Source organism: Rhodoligotrophos sp. CJ14, from assembly GCF_038811545.1.
Classification (GTDB): domain Bacteria; phylum Pseudomonadota; class Alphaproteobacteria; order Rhizobiales; family Im1; genus Rhodoligotrophos; species Rhodoligotrophos ferricapiens.
The window spans coordinates 2,210,448-2,228,565 of the sequence record NZ_CP133319.1 but is presented as its reverse complement, the minus strand read 5'-3'; the positions used below and the strand labels follow the sequence as shown (position 1 = coordinate 2,228,565).

Genomic DNA, 18,118 nt, shown 5'->3' with positions numbered 1-18,118 from the left:
TTGCGCGTAGTCGTCAACGCCGAAACGGTCGAGATTATTCGCCCATCAGCGTGAAACAAGATGATGTTCCGAGCCGCCGCTTTAGCAGTCCTGCTCGCGTCGTTAGTTCTCATCGGCGTTCGGCACGCACCACCTCTCTCGATCCGTGATGACTTCGAGGACGTTCTACTCGATCCGGAGATCTGGTCCACGATCCAGCTTCGGGCGGAGCGCGGCCGTATGCAGGCTCAAGTGGTCCGCATGGGGCAGCGCGCACTTGCGATCGATGTGGGCGAAAAGGATCGCGACTGCGACGGGGAATGCCAGCGGAACGAGATCCGCATCCACAATGACCTCCGTCTGCTGTTCGGGGCTGATGCCTGGTATGGTTTCAGCTTCCGCATGGAGGGGGACGTCCCCCACTCAGGCGGAATTCGTTGGGTTATCGGCCAATGGAAGCAGGAAACCGATGCCAGCCCTTTCGTCGCCCAGCGCTACAATGACGGCATCTTCCACATAACGGTCCAGGACGGTGCTTGCCGCCGTCTGCTGGCGACATCGCGCGCGGCGGATCGCCAACTGGTGCAGGCCGTCTCCTTCGCTGTCGCCCGAGGCACCTTCCAGCGCCTTGCAGCAGGCCCCCTGAACTTCCTTTCGGACAAAGCCTTCTATGACTGCGACGCTGGGATTGCCGTCGAGCTGGGGGCGCCGCTGCCCGATCCCTATCGGAATTGGGTCGACATGATCTACCACATTCGCGGCAGCCTCGATGGCAGCGGGATCGTGGAGATCTGGGCCAACGGCACATTCATCGCCCGTGCCGCCGGCCGGATCGGTGCTGTACCCACGGCCGGCCCCACGCAGTATTTCAAGATCGGCCAGTACCGCGATCTGATGCCAGGTCGCGCGACGATCTATGTCGACAATTTCCGGCGTGGCGCGAGCTATCGGGAGGTGGACCCGTCATTGCCCCTGCCGCAGCCGGAAAGGTGAGCGACTTCCCATGGTTTGATCCTCATCAATGCGCCCGGCTCCATTCTGCCCCTGGATGCAGCAGTTCCGTCCTGTTCGCACGAAGGAGGCGACAATGGTGACCACGGACTGGCGGGGAGCGGTCCCTGCAAAGATTGCGTCCACGAAAGAACGCAAATTGCGCCTCGGTGCGCTTACGGCACTCGTCATCGGGTCCATGATCGGCTCCGGCGTGTTCAGCCTCCCCCAGAACATGGCGGTGGGCGCGGGCCCGCTGGCCATCGTGATCGGCTGGGCGATCACCGCCATCGGCATGCTCGCCCTGGTGTTCGTCTACCAGTCGCTCGCAACGCGCAAACCTGGGCTCGAGGCGGGACCCTATGCCTATGCCAAAGCAGGCTTCGGTCCGTTCATCGGCTTCAACAGCGCCTGGGGATACTGGCTCAGCGCCTGGATCGGCAACGTCTCCTATGCCGTCATCGTGTTCAGCGCCCTGTCCTATTTCTTCCCGGCATTCGGTGAGGGCAATACCTGGCAGGCGGTGCTTGGCGCCTCCATTCTGCTATGGGCGGTCCATGCGCTGATCCTGACCGGGATGCGCGAAGCGGCCGTGGTCAACATGCTGGTCACGGCCGCCAAGATCGCGCCTATCGTGCTGTTCGCCGGCATCGTGGCGCTTGCCTTCAAGCTCGACATCTTTTCCCAGGACTTCACCGGGCTGGGCAATGCCAGCCTCGGCTCGATCACCGCTCAGGTGAAGAGCACGATGCTGGTGACCCTTTGGGTGTTCATCGGCATCGAGGGGGCCAGCGTCTTTTCGGCACGGGCAGAGCGGCGCCGCGATATCGCGCTGGCCACCACCCTTGGCTTCCTGACCTGCCTTGCGCTCTACGCCCTGGTGTCGCTGCTGTCGCTCGGGATCATGACCCAGCCGGAGCTTGCCGCCTTGAAGAACCCTTCCATGGCCGGCGTGCTCGAGCAGGTAGTCGGCCCGTGGGGAGCGATGCTGATCAACATCGCCTTGGTGGTCTCGGTCGTCGGCGCCTTTCTCAGCTGGACCCTGTTGGCGGCCGAAATCCCTCATGCGGCGGCGCTGGACGGCACCATGCCCAAGCTCTTTACCGCGAGAAGCAGCCGCGGCGTGCCTGTCAATTCCCTCTTGATCACCAATCTCCTGGTTCAGGCCTTCCTGGTGATCACCCTTTTCGCGGAGAGCACCTATCAGGCGCTGTTCTCGATCGCCTCGACCGCAATTCTGGTGCCCTACATCCTTTCCGGCGCCTATGCTGCCAAGCTGGCGATGACCGGCGAGGGGTACCGGGCGAGCGAGGCCCGCATCGTGCCGCTGCTGCTCGGCCTGCTCGCGACCGTCTATGGCCTGTGGCTCGTCTACGCGGCCGGCCCGGCCTACTTGTTCATGTGCGCGCTCCTCTATGCGCCGGGCATACTGGTCTATGCGTGGGCAAAGCGGGAGACGAAGGCGGTGGCCTTCACGACGGTGGAAGCGGTCCTGGCGCTGGCGCTGGTGATCGTGGCGCTCATTGCCGGCTACCAGATGTGGACCGGCGCGATCAGCCCGTTGTGATGGACACGAGAATGACTTCCGTTGGCGTACATTCCGAGGTGGGCCGGCTTCGTGAGGTGCTGGTCCACCGCCCCGACCTCAGCCTGCGCCGGCTTACCCCCGAAAACTGCCGGGCCCTGCTGTTCGACGACGTGCTTTGGGTGAAGCGAGCGCGTCAGGAGCACGACATCTTCACTGATGCGCTCCGCGAGCGCGGCGTGGTGGTGCACGATTTCGGCGAGATGCTCGCGGAGGCGGTCGCACTGCCGGACGCCCGCCGCTGGCTGCTCGACCGCCGGGTCAACCCTGCAACCGTCGGCATGGATCTGGTGGATGAGCTGCGAGGCTGGCTCGACGACATGCCAAGCGCCGAGCTGTCACGCTTCCTGGTGGGCGGCATCGCGCGGGCGGAACTCCCGTTCGAGCCGGCCGGCCTGACCGGGCGGGCGCTCTGCCCCAACGACTTCGTGCTGCCGCCCCTGCCAAACCAGTTGTTCACGCGCGACAGCTCCTGCTGGATCCATGGCAGCGTCTCGGTGAATGCCATGTATTGGCCGGCGCGCCGTGCGGAGGCCGCGAACGTGGAGGCCGTCTACCGCTTCCATCCGCGGTTTCGCGATGAGGCCGTCAACATCATCGCCTCATCGGAGGATACGGGCATCGCCACCCTCGAGGGCGGCGACGTCATGCCCATCGGCAACGGCACCGTTCTCGTCGGCATGGGTGAACGCACCACGCCGCAAGGTGTCGTCCGCCTGGCGCGCCATTTGTTCGATGCGGGCGAGACCGAGCGGATCATCGTCGCGCAGATGCCGCGAGACCGCAGCTATATGCATCTCGACACGGTGTTCACTTTCTGCGACCGCGATCTGGTGACCTTCTATCCTCCCGTGGTGGAGCGTTTCCGCACCTATTCCCTGCGCCCCGGCAATTGGGCGGGGGAGGTGTCGGTGGCGGAGGAAACCGCATCCTTCATCGATGTGGTCGCCGAGGCGATAGGGGTGAGGGCACTGCGCACCGTTGCCACAGGAGGCGACAGCTACAACGCCGAACGCGAGCAGTGGGATGACGGTAACAATGTGGTGGCCGTCGAGCCGGGCGTGGTGATCGCCTATGACCGCAACGTCTACACCAACACCCTGCTGCGGCGTGCCGGCGTCGAGGTGATCACCATTGACGGCTCCGAGCTGAGCCGGGGGCGCGGCGGCGGCCATTGCATGAGCTGCCCCATCGCCCGCGACCCTCTCTGATCCCGAACACAGGAATGACATCATGCCCATCAATTTGCGCGGCCGCAGCGTGCTGGCCCTGGACGATTTCACCCCGGACGAGATCCGCTTCCTCCTGCGCCTTGCCGCCGAGCTGAAGGCCGCCAAGACGGGCGGCTATGAACAGCCGAGGCTCACGCGCAAAAACATCGCCCTCATCTTCGAAAAGGATTCGACCCGCACCCGAACCGGCTTCGAGGTGGCGGCCTACGATCAGGGCGCCCACGTGACCTATCTCGGACCGTCCGGCAGCCAGATTGGGCACAAGGAGTCAATGAAGGACACCGCCCGGGTGCTCGGCCGCATGTATGATGCCATCGAATACCGCGGCTTCGAGCAAGCCAATGTAGAGACCCTTGCCGCCCATGCGGGAGTGCCGGTCTATAACGGTCTGACGGATGAAGCTCATCCGACCCAGACGCTTGCCGACTTCATGACGATGCGTGAGTTCACCCACAAGCATCTGTCGGACATGAAGCTCGCCTTCCTGGGCGACGGCCGCAACAATGTGGCACGATCCCTGGCGATCGGCGCCGCCAAGGTCGGCCTCGAGATGCGCATTGCTGCCCCCAAGTCGTTGTGGCCGGATCCGGTCTTCGTCAATCGCATCCGTGCAATCGGGGAGGGCACCGGCGCTCGCTTCGCGCTCACGGACAAGATTGCGGGCGCCGTCACCGGGGCCGACTTCATCTATACGGATGTATGGGTGTCCATGGGCGAGCCCGAGAACGTCTGGGCCGAGCGGATCGCCGTGCTCACGCCCTACCGCGTGACCGCCGACGTGATGGAAGCCACCGGCAATCCGCATGCGAAGTTCATGCACTGCCTGCCTGCGTTCCACAACACGGAAACCGAAGTCGGCGCCGAGATCTGCAAGCGCTTCGGCATCAGCAGCATGGAGGTCTCGGAAGAGGTGTTCGAGTCCACGGCGTCGATCGTCTTCGATCAGGCGGAGAACCGTATGCACACGATCAAAGCCATTCTCGTGGCCACCATAGGAGGCTAGCCCATGCGCATCGTGGTCGCCCTGGGCGGCAATGCCTTGCTCCGACGCGGCGAAGCGCTGACAGCCGACAATCAGCGCGCCAATATCCGTCGCGCGGCAAAGGCTCTGGCAGAGCTCGTGAAAGCGGGCCACGCGCTGGTCATCACCCATGGCAACGGACCGCAGGTCGGATTGCTGGCGTTGCAGGCTGCCGCCGGACCGGCTGACGGCGCCTATCCGCTCGATGTGCTGGGCGCGGAAAGCGAGGGCATGATCGGCTACATGATCGAGCAGGAGCTGCATGCTCTTCTTCAAGAGCGCCTCTTTGCGACCCTGCTCACCCAGGTAAGGGTCGCGGCCGATGATCCGGCCTTCAAGCAACCGACCAAGCCGATCGGCCCGGTCTATGACGAGGCGACCGCCGCCCGGCTCAAACAGGAGAGGGGCTGGCATATTGCCAGGGACGGGAGCGGCTGGCGCCGGGTGGTGTCATCGCCCAGGCCACTCGCGATCCTGGAGATCGCCGTCATCGATCTGCTCGCCCGGCAGGACGTCATCGTCATCTGCACCGGGGGCGGGGGCATTCCGGTGGTGGAGCGGCAAGACGGCAGCCTGATCGGCATCGAGGCGGTAATCGACAAGGACTTTGCCAGCGCGCTTCTGGCCCGGCAGCTTGAGGCCGACATGCTCTTGCTGCTCACCGACGTGGACGCGGTCTATACGGATTTCGGCACGCCCCATCAGCGTCCGATTGCATCAGCGGGACCTGACGAGCTGCAGGCCATGATGTTCCCGGCCGGATCCATGCGCCCGAAGGTCGAGGCAGCGATCGAGTTTGCCCGGGCTGTACGGCGCCCCGCCGCGATTGGCGCGCTGGCCGATGCCTTGGCCATCACGCGGCGCGAGCGAGGCACCTGGATCGAGGGTTCCGCCTGATGGCGATCACGGGGTGATCGCCACCTTGAGCACGCCGTCGCGCTGGTTGGCGAACAGCTCATAGGCAGCCACGATGTCATCGAGCTTGAACCGGTGCGTGACCAGCGGCCGGGTATCGAGGCGGCCTGCCGCCACCACCTCCATCAGCCGGCGCATGCGCTCCTTGCCGCCGGGACACAGGGTCGTGACGATCTTATGATCCCCAAGGCCGGCGAAGAAAGCATCGAGCGGGATTTTGAGATCGCTCGAATAGACGCCGAGCGAGGAGAGGGTTCCGCCCGGACGCAGCACGCGCAGGGCGGCCTCGAACGTCTGCTGCCGCCCGAGCGCTTCGATGGCGACGTCGACGCCGCGCCCATCGGTCAGTCGCATGATCTCCTGCACGGGATCGACCTTGCTGAAGTCGACGACGTGATCTGCCCCCATCTTGCGGGCGATCTCCATGCGCGCCGGCACGGCTTCGACGCCGATGATTGTGGTGGCCCCCATGAGCCGCGCGCCGGCCGTCGCGCAGAGGCCGATGGGTCCTTGGGCAAAAACCGCAACCGTATCGCCGATCCTTATCTTCCCGCTTTCGGCGCCGGAAAAGCCCGTCGACATGATGTCGGGGCACATGAGCACCTGCTCGTCGGTGAGCCCGTCGGGAATGGCCGCGAGATTAGTCATGGCATCGGGGACGAGCAGGTATTCGGCTTGAGCGCCGTCTATGGTGTTGCCAAAGCGCCAGCCGCCCATGGGCTTGAAGCCATGCTTGGTTCCGGTGCCGTCCTGCGAATGGCAGCCGCACAGGCAGGCAGCGCTATGGCCGCTCGGTGTGATGGCACCGGCGATCACCCGCTGGCCCTCCGTAAAGCCCCGCACCGCGGATCCGAGCTTCTCGATGACGCCGACCGGCTCGTGGCCGATCGTAAGCCCGCGCGCAACGGGATACTCGCCCTTGAGAATATGGATATCGGTGCCGCAGATCGTGGTCGTGGTGATGCGGATGAGGGCATCGAGCGGGCCGACATCCGGAATTGGCTTCTCGTCGAGCACGATCCGGTTGGGCTCGACGAAGATCGCGGCCTTCATAGTCTTGGTCATCGGGAACTCCTGCTGCTGGTGCGTCAGCAGAATATTTGGCTGCCGCAAGACCGCTTTGATGCAGATCAGGGAAACGGATCGAAGCCGGCTGGAGGGATCACCTCATCTTCAGCAATGCTTGGCGGAACCTCAGCTTCGCGGCCGCCACGAACACGAGCCCGAAGATTGCGAGCACCAGCATTTGTGGCCAGATGATCGCAAGCCCGGCACCGCGATAGAGCACCGATTGCGACAGGCTCACGAAGTGCAGGGCGGGCGAGAGCTGCAGGATCACCTGCAGCCAGCCCGGCATGCTCTCGAGCGGCGTGGTGCTGCCGGAGAGCAGGTTCATGATCACCAGCACCGGTATGATGATCAGTCCGAACTGCGCCATGGAGCTGGCAAGGGTTGCGATGAGCAGTCCCAACGCCGTGATGGAGTAGAGGTAGAGCGCCGTTGCGCACAGGAAGAGCGGAATCGAGCCGGTGATGGGCACGGCCAAGACGCGCTCCACCATCACGTAAAGTGAGAATGCGGTGGCGGCGATGATGACGAGACCGTTGGCCCAGATCTTGGCCAGCATGATCTCTCCTGCTGAGACTGGCATGACCAGGAGATGCTCGATGGTACCATGCTCGCGCTCGCGGATCAGTGCGGCGCCGGTGAGGATCGCACCCAGCATGGTGATGTTGTTGATGACCTGCATTACGGCCGTGAACCAGGCGGACCTCAGGTTCGGATTGAACTTGGCGCGGACCACCACGTTGGCTGGCTGCGGTTCCGACAGGTCCGGCAAGGCGGCGCGCACTTCCTGCAACAGTATGTTCTGGATGTAGGCTGCGCCGTTGCCCGCGAGGGACATGGCGGTCGCATCCACATCGACCTGCACCGTGGGCTGGCGGCCGGCAATCACGTCCTGTTGGAAACGGGGCGGGATCTCTATCGCGAAAGTGAAGCGGCCGGCATCCATGCTCGGATCGATCTCGTCGGCGCCGATCAGGACGGGCTCCTGGAAATAGGGTTCGAGCAGCGCGTCGCTCAGGCGGAACGACAATATTGACCGGTCTTCGTCCACGACGGCTACCGGCGCGTTGCGGACCTCGAACTCCGCGCTGGTGCCCACGGTGTAAACAGCCATGGTGAAGGCATAGGCGATCAGCAGCGCCAGCACCGGGTCGGCCTTGATGCTGTGAAGTTCCTTGATCCCGAGGCGAAAGACCGTTTTGAGGCGCATCGCATCAGGCCTTCTGCTTGCGAAGGACGAGCGTTGCCGCCGCGAGGAAACCCGCGGCAAATGCCGCCAGCACGACCACGTTGCCCCACAGCGCTTCGAACCCTAGTCCCTTTGTGAAGACGCCGACGGTTACAGGCTGATACCAAGCGGCGGGAAAGCTCAACCCGATCAGGCGGCCGGCACCCGTCAGCGTCGCGACGGGAGTGAGGAGGCCCGAGAAGTTCACCGCGGGCACGAGCGACACGATGGCGGTGGCGAATATGGCGGCGACCTGGCTGCGGACGAAGCTGGACAGGAAGAGGCCGAAGGCCGTGGTGGCGAATATGTAGGCCAGCGAGCCCAGCACCAGGGTCGGCAGCGAGCCTTTGATGGGCACCTCGAACACGAACCGGGTGAGCAGGACGAGCGAAATGAAGCTCAGCAAGGCGATGGCGACGTAGGGCAGCTGCTTGCCGAGCAGGAATTCGAGCTTGGTCACGGGTGTCGCCTGGAAATTGGCGATCGAGCCGGTCTCTTTCTCCTTCACCACCCCCAAGGCCGTCATGATCGCCGGGATCAGCACGAGCATCAGCATGATGACGCTCGGCACGATGGCATTGGCGCTGCGGAACGCCTGATTGTAGCGGAAACGCGGCTCTATGGAGATAGGGTAGGGGGCGGCCTCCCGCCCGCTGTTACGCAGGGCCTGCCCGGCCAGATAGCTCTGGGCGACCCCGGCGACATAGCTGCGTGTCGTCTCGGCGCGAAACGGCATAGCGCCGTCGAGCCATACCGCGACCTCCGGCTGCTGTCCGCGCAACAGGTCGCGCCCGAAATTCGGGGGGATCTCGATGGCGAGCTTGAGCTCCCCGCTCGCAAGGCGCGCGTCCAGCGCCTGCGGAGAGGCAATCGGCGGCCGTTCCTCGAAATAGCGCGAGCTCTGGAAACTATCGAGCAATTGGCGGCTCTGCGCCGACTGATCCTGATCGAAGACGGCGAAGGGCAGGTTCTCGACGTCGAAGGAGATGCCATAGCCGAAGGTGATCAGGAGAAGCGCCGGCCCGGCCAGGGCAAAGACCAGCCTTGCCGGATCCCGGACGATCTCGAGAGCTTCGCGCCAGGCATAGGCCCAAAGGCGCCGCGGATCCGCAATGCGCGGCTTCGCCCGGCGTGGCGGGCTGCTCGCCCGATCGGGTTCGGCAGTGGCCGTGGAGGCCCCCGCCTCCTTCTCCAGCATGGATACGAATACGTCTTCCAGACTGTCCTTCCCATGCGCCAGCTTAAGCGCCTCGGGGCTGCCCACCGCGAGAACCCTGCCCGCGTGCATGAGCGATACGCGGTCGCAACGCTCGGCCTCGCTCATGAAATGGGTCGACAAGAAGATGGTGACGCCCTCGCTTCGGGAGAGCCCGATCAGGCTGTGCCAGAACTGCTCGCGCGCGAGGGGATCGACACCCGAAGTAGGCTCGTCCAGGATCAGGATCTCTGGCCGGTGAACGACGGCGACCGCGAGCTGCAGCCGCTGCCGAATGCCAAGCGGCAGGCTTTCCGGGCGCATGTCAGCAACTGGCGCAAGCGCGAACCGCTCCATCAGTTCGTCGATGCGCGCCGTCCGCTCCGCCCGCGGCACGTTGAAGAGCCGAGCATGCAGGACCAGGTTCTGATGGACGCTGAGTTCTCCGTAGAGCGAGAACGATTGCGACATGTAGCCCACCCGGCGGCGGGTGTTCATGTCATCGGCGTCGAGCGGCCGGCCGAAAAGCCTTGCCCTGCCTTCGCTTGCCGGCAGAAGTCCGGTGAGCATCTTCATGGTGGTGCTCTTGCCGCTGCCATTCGAGCCGAGAAAGCCGAAGATCTCGCCGCGCGCGATGCGAAAGCTGACGCGATCGACAGCGGTGAAGTTGCCGAAGCGGCAAGTGAGGTTTTCGGCTTCGATCGCCGGCGGGCCGTCATGGGCCTCGAGCGGCAGATCGGGAACGGCACGTTCAGCCAGACGCCGCTCTGGCGGCAGCAAAGCCCCGAATGCCCGCTCGAAATCCGGCTCGCCGGTGGAAGACTTGATCTCGTCCGGGCTTCCCGTTGCCACCACGCGGCCGGCATCCATAGCGGCAAGCCAGTCGAAAAGCTCGGCCTCTTCCATATAAGCCGTGGCGACGATAAGGCTCATGCCCCGCCGGCGACGTCGCATGCGCGCGATCAGGTCCCAGAACTGCCGCCGTGACAGCGGGTCGATGCCCGTGGTCGGCTCATCCAGGATCAGAAGATCGGGATCGTGGATCAGAGCCGCGCAGATGCCGAGCTTCTGCTTCATGCCGCCCGAAAGCTTCTGGACGGGTCGATCGGCGAAAGGCGCAAGGCCCGTGGCGAGGAGCAACTCCTCGATCCGCTCCTCGCGTTCACCATGCGCCTGGCCGAACAGTCGCCCGAAGAAATGCAGGTTTTCAGCGACGCTCAGGGTCGGGTAGAGGTTGCGGCCGAGGCCCTGGGGCATATAGGCAATGCGGGCGCGTGCGAGCCGTCGGTTGCCGGGCCGCCTCATGTCGCCACCAAGCACCTGCAGCCTGCCCGTTTGCAGCCGCGTTACGCCGGCCGCGAGCGACAGCAGGGTCGACTTGCCGACGCCGTCAGGCCCGATCACCCCCGCGATGCAACCGGACGGAATGGCGAGGGTGATCCCGGTCAATCCCATCACCTTGCGATAGCGATGGCAGACCCCCTCGAATGAAACGGCCACGTCGTTCATCATGGGAGCTTCACGGCGAGATTGTCGGGCCATGCGGCGCTCCGGCTCGTCCGAACATAGGCGACGCCCCGCACGCCGATCTTGACGCGGTCTTCATATTCCTTGAGCAGCGTGGGTGAGAGCTGCAGCTTCACCCGAAACATCAGCTTCTCGCGCTCATCCGCCGTCTCGACGGTCTTGGGCGTGAACTGTGCCTCGCTGGCGACGAAGCTCACAGTGGCGGGAATAACGTAGTCGGGTGCCGGATCGAGCACGATCCGCGCCTCGTCGCCCAGGGCCAACCGGCCTGCCGTGCGCGCGGGCAAGAAGATCGTCATGTACACATCGGCCAAATCGAGCAGCGTGGCGATCGGGGCGCCCGCCGCAACCACCTCGCCTGCATGCACCAGCCTATATTCCACGCGGCCGCGGCGGGGCGCCACCAGTACGGCATCCTCCAGAAGTGAACAGATGCGCGTAACCTCGGCCCTTGCAACATCGGCAGCCGCCTGAGCCTCATCCAAATAGGCTTGCGCAGCGCGTTCAGCGGCCTCGGCGACGTTGAGCTGACTGCGTCTTTGATCGAGCTCCTGGTTCGTGGCATAGCCCCGGGCCTGCAGCGTCGCTGTCCGCTTGAATTCCTGCTCCGCCAGCAGGCGCTCGCTCTTCCGCTGGGCAATGGCGGCCTCGGCCTGCGCGATCGCCCGCTCGCTGCGCCTCACCTGGGCTTCCGCACCGACCCGCTGCGCATCGAGCTCTGACATATCCATACGGGCAATCACGGCACCCGCTTCGATCGTCTGACCTTCTTCTGCCAGCACATCGGCCACCCGGCCGGCAAACTTCGCGGCGATCAGGACCTGTTCCGCCTCGATCCGGCCGTTGGAGGAGGCGATCTCGCGGGGCAGCGAACGGCCCCCGAAGCGGTCCCACAGTTGCTGAAGCGTCTCCTGCAACCTTCGATCCTGTGCGTTCGCCGGTTGCCAGGCCAGCACCGCCGCTGTCCAGATCGCCAAGAAGACCGGTATGTAAATCGTCCGCAATTCGAGGCTCCGAAGCGATCCAGGTTATGTCTATGCCGCCAGCCTATTGCGTGAGGGCGCCAAGACATTGATGCAGATCACGGAGCCTGATTTGAGTTGTCCTTATTACTCGGGGCTAACGGCAATTGCTGGCTATCCGGGAAAGTCATGACGATCCGCAACCTCGCAACAGCCCTCCATCCCAAATCCGTTGCGGTGATCGGCGCATCGCGCCGGCCGGGCGCGGTCGGCACCGTGGTCCTCGACAACATCGTGGCTGGCGGCTTCGCAGGGCTCATCTGGCCGGTCAATCCCAAGTACCGGAGGGTCGCGGGCCTGCGCTGCTATGGCAAGATCAAGGACATACCCGGCACGCCTGATCTCGCCATCATCGTCACGCCGCCGGATACCGTACCCGGAATCGTGCGTGACTTATGCGACAAGGGCTGCCGCATTGCGGTGGTGATCACGGCGGGGCTCAGCCCGGCGCAGCGCCAGGCGATGCTGGATGCCGCAAGGCCCCATCTCTTCCGGATCATTGGCCCGAACACCGTTGGCCTGGTCATCCCGCCGGCCAAGCTCAATGCCAGCTTCGCCCATATGGGCGCGCGCCCCGGCCATATCGCGCTGATCTCCCAGTCGGGCGCCATCGCCGTCTCGCTAATCGACTGGGCCGCCGATAATGGCGTGGGCTTCTCTCAGATCGCGTCTCTGGGCGACATGGCTGACGTGGACGTCGGCGATTATCTCGACCTGCTCGCCAACGACCCGCAAACCCGCGCGATCGTCATGTATCTCGAGTCGATCCCGGCCCCGCGCAAATTCCTGTCGGCGGCCAGGGCTGCATCGCGGCTCAAACCGGTGATCGCCATCAAGCCCGGGCGACATCAGGAGGCGGCGCGTGCCGCTGCGACCCACACCGGAGCGCTCGCCGGATCGGACCGGGTTGTGGAGGCGGTCCTCGCGCGGGCCGGCATTCTCAGGGTCGGCAGTCTTGGCGAGTTGTTCGACGCGACGGAAACCATTGCGCGGTTCCGCCCCTTGCGGCAGGCGCGGGTGGGCATCGTCACCAATGGTGGCGGCGCGGGCGTGCTGGCGGTCGATCAGCTCATGGATGGCAAGGGCAAGCTGGCGACATTGTCGGCCGGAACCATCGAGACGCTCGATCGCATGTTGCCGGTGAACTGGTCCCGCGCCAATCCGGTCGACATCATCGGCGATGCGCCGCCCGAGCGCTACCGGGCTGCAGTTGCGGCAGTTGCCGCCGATCCGGACGTCGAGGCGCTCCTGGTGCTGAACTGTCCGACGGGTATTGCCTCTGCGGCCGAGGCTGCGCAGGCCGTTGCATCCCTGGTACGGGCGGGCACGATCGCGGGAAAGCCCGTGCTGGCCTGCTGGTTGGGCGAGCACACGGCCCGGGAGGGACGCCGCATCCTTCAAGAGGCCGGCGTGGCGAGCTACGAAACCCCGTCCGACGCGGCGATCGCCATGACCTATCTGAGCAAGTGGTCGCGTGCGCAGGCTATGCTCTCCCGGGTGCCGCAAGCCCAAGGCGAGATGGTTCGTGGCGACCGCGAGACGGTGCGGGCCATTTTCCGCCAGGCGGCAGCCGAAGGCCGGCGCATGCTGACCGAGCCGGAAGCCAAGGCGGCCATAGTCGCCTATGGCATTCCCACGCCGGAAACAGTGGTGGTGCACTCGGCAGAGGAGACGGAGAATGCCGCGGGGCGGCTGCTGGGTTCGAGCGGCGCCATCGCCGTCAAGCTGCTGTCGAAGGCCGTCACGCACAAATCCGACGTGGGCGGCGTCATCCTGGACGTGACCACGCCCGCGGCCGCGCGGGAGGCGGCAGAAGCTATCGCGCAGCGGGTCGCGGCCGCCGCTTCCGCCGATGTGATCGACGGTTATGTGCTGCAGCCCATGGTCGCGCGGAAGGGTGCTCACGAGCTCATTCTCGGGCTCAATCGCGACCCGATCTTCGGGCCGGTGATCCTGTTCGGCGCCGGCGGTATCGCGGTCGAGGTGCTTGACGACACGTCCATCGCCCTGCCGCCGCTCGACGACGTGCTGGCGGGTGATCTCGTCGATCAGACCCGGATCGGCCGCCTGCTCGCCGGCTACCGCGACCGGAGGCCGGCGGACCGGGCCGCCATCCTTCGCGCCCTCAACGGCCTTTCGCAGATGGTGGTCGACTTTCCCTGCCTCGTGGCCATGGATATCAATCCGCTGCTGGCCGACAGCGCCGGCGTCGTCGCCTTGGACGCGCGCATCGAAATAGCTCCGGCTGAGATCGATCGTACAGCCCCCAATCCGGATCTTCTCATCCGGCCCTATCCGTCCGGTTGGGAAAAGGAGCTCGATCTGGGCGGCCATCTCTATCGGCTGCGGCCGATCCGGCCGGCGGACGCATCGCTTTACCCGGACTTTGTCGCTCGTGTCTCGGCCGACGACATGCGGCTGCGCTTTTTTGCGCCGCAGAAGCAATTCTCCCGCGAGATGCTCGTTCGGCTCACCCAGCTCGACTATGACCGGGAAATCGCATTCGTTGCCCTCGATGCCGCCGGCGCCTTGGCTGGTGTCGCGCGCCTCTCGGCCGATCCCGACCATCAGCTTGCCGAATACGGCGTTCTGGTCCGCAGCGATCTCCAGGGCCGCGGCCTGGGTTGGGCCTTACTGCAGCACTTGATCGCCTATGGCCGCGCGGACGGGCTCAATCGGATCGAGGGGATTATCCTCAGCGAGAATGCCAAGATGCTGCAGATGGCGCGTGAGCTCGGCTTCACCGTCCGCCACGACCCTCGAGAGCCGGGCCTGTTCGTCGCCGCATTGGATTTGCGGTACTAGCAGAACATCCTCCTCCGAGGACGCTAAGCCAGCGCCTGGGCAAGGATCAGACACAGATTGGCCAGAGCGGCCACAAGCGGAAGCTGCTTCGGAACTGTGAAGCCCGCTCCGGTCGGGCTCCGACGCTGCTTGATCTGCCAAAGAGCGAGATTCACGAGGATGAAGACCAGGAGCGTGATCGTGCTGCTCGCGCTCACGAGGGACGCGAGAGGAAAGGCCACCGTTAACGCCGACGTGATGATCCCCCCGGCCAGAGTCGCCCGTACGGGGGTCTTCAGCCGGGTTGCCAGGTTAGCGAGCTGGTTTGGGAGCCAGCCTCGGCGAGCCATCCCAAACAGGAGCCGGCCCAGCATGACCAACTGGATGAGCACGCCATTCAGCACGGCAATGAGTGCCGCTGCCGCGAACAGATCAGGTGACAGCCACGCCGACTGTCTGATGACAAGCAGCAGTGGAGCAGATGACTCTGAGATCTGCGCCAGTGGAACGGCAACCAGGAGGGCGACGGTTACCGCGGCATAGAGTACGGCGCTAATGATCAGACTGAAAAGGATGGCGCGCGGCAGGCTGCGTTGCGGCTGGCGGGCCTCTTCCGCCATATTGGCCAGGTTCTCGAAGCCGATGAATGCAAAGAAGGCAATGAAGGCCCCGGAGGCGAGAGCACCAAGGCCGGTCGGCCATGGATCGAGAGCAGTAAGCCCTTGCAATCCGCCGATCTGCCATCCGGCGAGCACGACCACGCCTAAACCTCCGATTTCGATCACCGTCATGAGTGCGGCAAGCCCGACGCTTTCCCGCACGCCAAGGCAGGCGATGCCCGTGAAGATCAGCACGATGCCGCCGGCGATCAACGGAGACGAGATGCCGAGATAGTGCTCGATATAACCGATGCTGCCACGGGCAATGGAGGCTGTCGTGCCGATGACCACCGCTGCGAGGATGAGGCCGGTCAGCTGCGACAGCCGATCCGAGCCGAACCCCTCCTTGACGAACGCCGTTGCACCAGCGGCTTCGGGATAGCGCACCGACAGCTCCGCATAGGAAAGGCCGGTTAGGCCCGCCACAAGGCCGGCGAGAAGAAATGCCCAAGGCGCCGCCTGACCCGCAGTCCCTATGACGGTGCCCACGAGAACGTATATGCCGGCACCGATAATGACGCCGAGTCCATAAAAGGTGAGGAGCGCGGGGCCGAGAACACGGGGCAGGCGTTGCGGCGCGGGCACGTCCAAAGCTGTTTGGCTGGGCGTCATTTGACGGTTCGCAACCAAGCTGAAGCTAACGCGCGACCAGGACCGAGCACGGGGCATGCCGCACCACGCGGGCAGCGTTGGACCCGAGGAGGAAGCCGGTCATCCCCGTGCGGTGAGCGCCGACGACGATGAGGTCGGCATTGTGCTCGCGCGCGGCTTCGAGCACCTTCTCATAAGCGGAGCCTATCGGGCATGAGAACGAGACACGGTCACGCGGCAGCCCGGCCTTGTCTGCCATGTCCTGCAGTGCCGCCAGCGATGTCCGCTCCTCCTCGCTATAATAATTCTCCGGCAGGTATTCGAGCACAGCCTCGATGAGCATCGGGCGGATATAGACGACGTGGACCATGCCGTTGCTGGACTTGGCCTGTTCCGCCGCTGCCTCGAGTGTCTCCTGCGACCGCTCGACTTCGGCAAGATCCACCGCAACAAGTATATTCTTGAACATGATCGCCTCCAAAGCGGACTGCGGGGTCCGACTACAGATTAGCCAAGTGATTCTCTATTTCGTGAGCGGGTAGGTTGGTCAGTTCCTTGCTGAGCTCGGCTTTCACGGTTACGGCCGGATGCAGATGGCGCCGGATCTCCGCCAAGGCTTGCGGCGGCGCGATGACGACCAGCGGACCGAGGGCCTTTCCGTTCGCGAGCGCGTTGATCGCCTCGGCGACCTCGCGCACGAATTCCGTTTCGACCCTTTGGTGCCAATCCGTCTGCTCGAAGGCGCTGGTCGGAAAATTACGGCCCTGCTGCCGGCCCGGCCGGTCAGCGCCTTGCGCCGCCGCCGAAGGGTTTTCTCCAGCCTTGAACACTTGCTCGACCTTCAGGTTCAAGTCGGTGGCATCACCTTCGTTGTGCAGAAGAAAGCCTTTCCTGCCGTCGCAAACCAGCACATGCTCATCATGATGAATGCGCGTTCCCATTAGCGTTCTCCGATCAGGCAGCGATGCTCTGGCGAGAGCTACTAGTTCCCTTAGGGCCCAACGGGCATTGATCTGTATCAGTTGCCGGGTCCGACTGCCTGCTGGGGTGCGGCGGCTTCTTCGTTCATCAGCTCGTACCACATGGCGTTGAGCACGGCGAAGGCGGCTGCGAGCGGCAGGCCGAGCATCCAGGCGAAATACCACATGTCATTCTCCTTTCAGTTCAGTAAGCGTGCCCGCTGCCATCGGTGATGGCCTTTTCGTCCACCTTGCCCCAGAGCACCCGGTACACCCAGGCCGTGTAGGCAACGATGACGGGCACGAAGATCACGGTCACCACCAGCATGATGAAGAGCGTCAGGTGGCTCGACGATGCGTCCCACACGGTCAGGCTCGATTTGGGGTCGACCGAGGAGGGAAGGATGAACGGGAACATCGACAAGCCGACGGTGGAGATGATTCCGAGAATGGACGAGGCGCTCGCCAGCACGGTCGCCACCTCGCGACGGGCGAGCATGAAGCCCAGGGCGCTTGCCGCACCAATGAAGCCCAGCGCCGGTGCGATTACCATCCAGCCATGGCCGACATAGTTGCCGAACCAGACGCCGGAGGCCTGCTCCACGGTCTTGGCCAGCGGGTTCGAGGCACCGGCTGTCGCGACCTCGCTGGTGATGCGGTAGCCGTCTATGCCCAGCCACAGCCAAAGCCCGCCGATGGCGAATAGCACCATCGTGCCGATCGCTGCAAGCCCGCCAAAGTTCCGCGCGCGCCGCGCCACCGGCCCTTGCGTCTTCAGCACCAGCCACGCCGCTCCGTGCATCACCAGCATGGCTACCGACAAGAGGCCGCAGAGCAGCGCAAACGGGTTGAGCAGCTCGAACAGGGTCGTTCCGTCATAGAAGATGCGAAGTTCGTCATTGAGGCGGAAGGGCACGCCCTGCAGGACATTGCCGACCGCGACGCCCAAGATTAGCGCCGGCACGAAGCCGCCGACGAACAGCGCCCAGTCCCAAGTTGTGCGCCAGGCCGTGCTCTCGCGCTTCGAGCGATATTTGAACGCGATCGGACGCAGGATGAGCGCGAACAGGATGGCGAACATCGCGAGATAGAAGCCTGAGAAGGAGACCGCATAAAGCGGCGGCCAGGCGGCGAAGACGGCCCCGCCGCCGAGCACCAGCCAGACCTGATTACCCTCCCAGACCGGGCCCACCGCATTGATCACGACGCGGCGCTCGGTGTCGGTCTTAGCCACGAAAGGCAGGAGTGCGCCGGTGCCGAGATCGAACCCGTCCATCACGGCAAAGCCGATCAGCAAGATGCCGAGCAGCAGCCACCAGACGACGCGAAGGGTATCATAGTCGATCAGTTCATGCAGGATCAT

At 64.5% G+C, this 18,118-nt stretch carries 15 protein-coding genes; 6 read left to right on the top strand and 9 right to left on the bottom strand.

Annotated elements, in window-relative coordinates:
* Positions 1-60: 60 nt before the first annotated feature.
* From RCF49_RS10355 to arcC, 5 genes are all read left to right on the top strand, one after another.
* Positions 61-972, top strand: a complete 912-nt coding sequence (locus tag RCF49_RS10355; protein ID WP_342643945.1) for a heparin lyase I family protein — start codon at positions 61-63, stop codon at positions 970-972.
* Positions 973-1,066: 94 nt separating this feature from the next.
* Complete coding sequence (arcD, locus tag RCF49_RS10350) at positions 1,067-2,536, top strand: arginine-ornithine antiporter (protein ID WP_342643944.1); 1,470 nt, start codon at positions 1,067-1,069, stop codon at positions 2,534-2,536.
* Positions 2,537-2,547: 11 nt separating this feature from the next.
* Positions 2,548-3,765 carry an arginine deiminase gene (locus RCF49_RS10345; protein ID WP_342643943.1) on the top strand — a complete coding sequence of 406 codons (1,218 nt, stop codon included), beginning with the start codon at positions 2,548-2,550 and terminating at the stop codon, positions 3,763-3,765.
* A gap of 22 nt (positions 3,766-3,787) precedes the next feature.
* Positions 3,788-4,789: an ornithine carbamoyltransferase gene (argF, locus tag RCF49_RS10340; protein WP_342643942.1), complete on the top strand. Its 1,002-nt coding sequence runs from the start codon at positions 3,788-3,790 to the stop codon at positions 4,787-4,789.
* A gap of 3 nt (positions 4,790-4,792) precedes the next feature.
* The gene (gene arcC / locus RCF49_RS10335) at positions 4,793-5,704 is read left to right on the top strand and encodes a carbamate kinase (protein WP_342643941.1); all 912 of its coding nucleotides are present in this window, start codon (positions 4,793-4,795) and stop codon (positions 5,702-5,704) included.
* Positions 5,705-5,710: 6 nt separating this feature from the next.
* Here the strand turns inward: arcC and RCF49_RS10330 are convergent, their stop codons facing one another.
* The 4 genes from RCF49_RS10330 to RCF49_RS10315 all read right to left on the bottom strand — a co-directional run bounded on the left by RCF49_RS10330 (position 5,711) and on the right by RCF49_RS10315 (position 11,744).
* On the bottom strand, positions 5,711-6,787 hold the full coding sequence (locus RCF49_RS10330) for an NAD(P)-dependent alcohol dehydrogenase (RefSeq protein ID WP_342643940.1): 1,077 nt from the start codon (positions 6,785-6,787) through the stop codon (positions 5,711-5,713).
* Between the two features lie 97 nt (positions 6,788-6,884).
* Entirely contained in the window at positions 6,885-8,000 is a 1,116-nt protein-coding gene (locus tag RCF49_RS10325; protein WP_342643939.1) for an ABC transporter permease, read from the bottom strand.
* Between the two features lie 4 nt (positions 8,001-8,004).
* On the bottom strand, positions 8,005-10,722 hold the full coding sequence (gene rbbA, locus RCF49_RS10320; RefSeq protein ID WP_342644172.1) for a ribosome-associated ATPase/putative transporter RbbA: 2,718 nt from the start codon (positions 10,720-10,722) through the stop codon (positions 8,005-8,007).
* The gene (locus RCF49_RS10315; RefSeq protein ID WP_342643938.1) at positions 10,722-11,744 is read right to left on the bottom strand and encodes an HlyD family secretion protein; all 1,023 of its coding nucleotides are present in this window, start codon (positions 11,742-11,744) and stop codon (positions 10,722-10,724) included. Before RCF49_RS10315 ends, rbbA begins: the two co-directional genes overlap by 1 nt.
* 147 nt (positions 11,745-11,891) lie before the next feature.
* On the opposite strand from RCF49_RS10315, the gene RCF49_RS10310 reads away from it, so the two are divergent.
* The gene (locus RCF49_RS10310; protein WP_342643937.1) at positions 11,892-14,567 is read left to right on the top strand and encodes a bifunctional acetate--CoA ligase family protein/GNAT family N-acetyltransferase; all 2,676 of its coding nucleotides are present in this window, start codon (positions 11,892-11,894) and stop codon (positions 14,565-14,567) included.
* 23 nt (positions 14,568-14,590) lie between these two features.
* Here RCF49_RS10310 and RCF49_RS10305 read toward each other — a convergent pair whose 3' ends face one another.
* From RCF49_RS10305 to cydB, 5 genes are all read right to left on the bottom strand, one after another.
* Complete coding sequence (locus RCF49_RS10305; RefSeq protein WP_342643936.1) at positions 14,591-15,817, bottom strand: APC family permease; 1,227 nt, start codon at positions 15,815-15,817, stop codon at positions 14,591-14,593.
* 25 nt (positions 15,818-15,842) lie between these two features.
* On the bottom strand, positions 15,843-16,265 hold the full coding sequence (locus RCF49_RS10300) for a universal stress protein (protein WP_342643935.1): 423 nt from the start codon (positions 16,263-16,265) through the stop codon (positions 15,843-15,845).
* Positions 16,266-16,296: 31 nt separating this feature from the next.
* Positions 16,297-16,737, bottom strand: a complete 441-nt coding sequence (locus RCF49_RS10295) for a host attachment family protein (protein WP_342643934.1) — start codon at positions 16,735-16,737, stop codon at positions 16,297-16,299.
* Positions 16,738-16,814: 77 nt separating this feature from the next.
* A complete protein-coding gene (gene cydX / locus RCF49_RS10290) occupies positions 16,815-16,943 on the bottom strand; it encodes a cytochrome bd-I oxidase subunit CydX (RefSeq protein ID WP_342643933.1) in 129 nt (42 codons plus the stop codon).
* 17 nt (positions 16,944-16,960) lie between these two features.
* On the bottom strand, positions 16,961-18,118 hold the full coding sequence (gene cydB, locus RCF49_RS10285; protein ID WP_342643932.1) for a cytochrome d ubiquinol oxidase subunit II: 1,158 nt from the start codon (positions 18,116-18,118) through the stop codon (positions 16,961-16,963).